We start from the raw sequence: 1,611 nt of genomic DNA, 5'->3' as shown, positions 1-1,611 counted from the left end.
GATGAACCATTAACCAGATCGGATTATATGGAATTGTTTAAGAATGAGGAACAGAGTTTGTCGGGGATACGACATCAAAAGACGTACACCGATCCAAGTGGAATGATGTATTACGAATTTTCCGACGGTACCGTACTAAGACAAAACGATTTCTATAAGGGATTACCAGAGAATAGTTTTGTTTCAGAGATACCAATAAGTGCCAAAACGCCTTCTTGGACGATGGAATATTACGGGGGCATAGGCGATGGCGTTCAATCTACTATGGAAGGAATCGAATATGTAGTAAAACATCCGCTCGATACAGCATCACATCTTGGGCGATTACTAAATCCTGTAGATATGGCATATAAGGGTGAAGTGATAACATCAATGTTTCAAGATGCCAAGAGCTATGTGGGTGAGAGTTCAGGAGCTAGAGTAGCAGGAAGAGCTACGATTGAAATAGCAGGTATTCTGATTGGAGCCAAAGGTGTAACTAGTGTGTTGGACAGTGCTTCTCCTCCGAGGATTAGTCCTAAGGGTACTCCTAAACTTAATGCACCTGCAGCAGGTGATAATATAGGGAAGCAATTAGGTAAACCAAGTAAAAACCCCTTAGCCAATATACAATATACTGATAAGGTGAAAAATCAAATGCAACAAGGTGACTTTCATAGTTTTCCTACTATTGTAGATAATTATGGTGGATTAGGTAAAATAGAGTCTTTAAAAGGGGGAGATGGTATTATGAGAACGAGGGTCAATATACCTGGAGGGTATAAAGGCAGAGAAGGTGTTTTCGAATACATTATTGAACCTGATGGCAAAACAGTTAATCATAGATTATTTAGAGTAAAATAATTAGAAAAAAGGGGGAAATAAAATGACGGACTTAAACAAATTTTCTCTACCAAGCGACTTCCCATTAGATTTATTTGAAAGGGGACATTCTCTTGAACAAATGGGGGTCAATGAGATAGCTTGGAAAATAAATGATGTAAAGGCTGTAATAGAGTGTTTAATAGAAAATGGATATGCTATCTTAGGTGGGGATGTTTATTCTTTAGAAAAAGGGAACTTTGTCCCTACTTATGATAGTTGGTTTCTTAATAAAGATGAACAAATTCCATGGGACAATTTTACTGTAAAGAGTAAAGAAAAAGCATTAGAATATATTGATAACTATGAAAAAAATGGACATGAATATTTCTTTGTACTTGTATATTCAAGAAAGTGAATGTTTACCCTCTCGAGTCAATTGACTTGAGGGGGTTTTTTAAGTAAATAGATAGGGAGTACCGAATAAATCGCTTCTTATACGGGTTTGTCAAAGTGTGTAAGTCCTAAAACACACTCAAATATATTTGAGAACCCTATCCTTTAATCGGTCATCCACTAATAGCTGGTTCATGGCTAAAGACCAGTTTTGAATATGACCACCTTCCCATTTGTTTTCCAACTCTTTCACACGTAAATATAGAACTTTAAGCAGGGGCATTCTCATTAGGGAATGTTCCTACACTATAGTAGAGTGAGTTCAGACAAGACTCGAAATATAAAGTGATCACGGCCGAGGAATTAATGGAAAGTAACCTCGCGTTACTAGCGGGTTACAAAGAAGTCCCAGCA

At 37.3% G+C, this 1,611-nt stretch carries 1 protein-coding gene and 2 pseudogenes; 2 read left to right on the top strand and 1 reads right to left on the bottom strand.

Going from position 1 to position 1,611, the window contains the following annotated elements; all coding sequences use genetic code 11:
- Positions 1-843, top strand: a pseudogene (locus JF53_RS17750) (hypothetical protein); the annotation flags it as partial.
- 22 nt (positions 844-865) lie between these two features.
- The gene (imm40, locus tag JF53_RS06795; RefSeq protein WP_047982135.1) at positions 866-1,219 is read left to right on the top strand and encodes an Imm40 family immunity protein; all 354 of its coding nucleotides are present in this window, start codon (positions 866-868) and stop codon (positions 1,217-1,219) included.
- Positions 1,220-1,336: 117 nt separating this feature from the next.
- Here imm40 and JF53_RS17850 read toward each other — a convergent pair.
- Positions 1,337-1,499: pseudogene (locus JF53_RS17850) on the bottom strand (IS256 family transposase); the annotation flags it as partial.
- Between the last annotated feature and the right edge of the window lie 112 nt (positions 1,500-1,611).

Source organism: Ornithinibacillus contaminans, from assembly GCF_001038425.2.
Classification (GTDB): Bacteria; Bacillota; Bacilli; order Bacillales; family Amphibacillaceae; genus Ornithinibacillus; species Ornithinibacillus contaminans.
The sequence above is the reverse complement of the archived record's forward strand: the minus strand, read 5'-3'. Positions and strand labels throughout refer to the sequence as shown.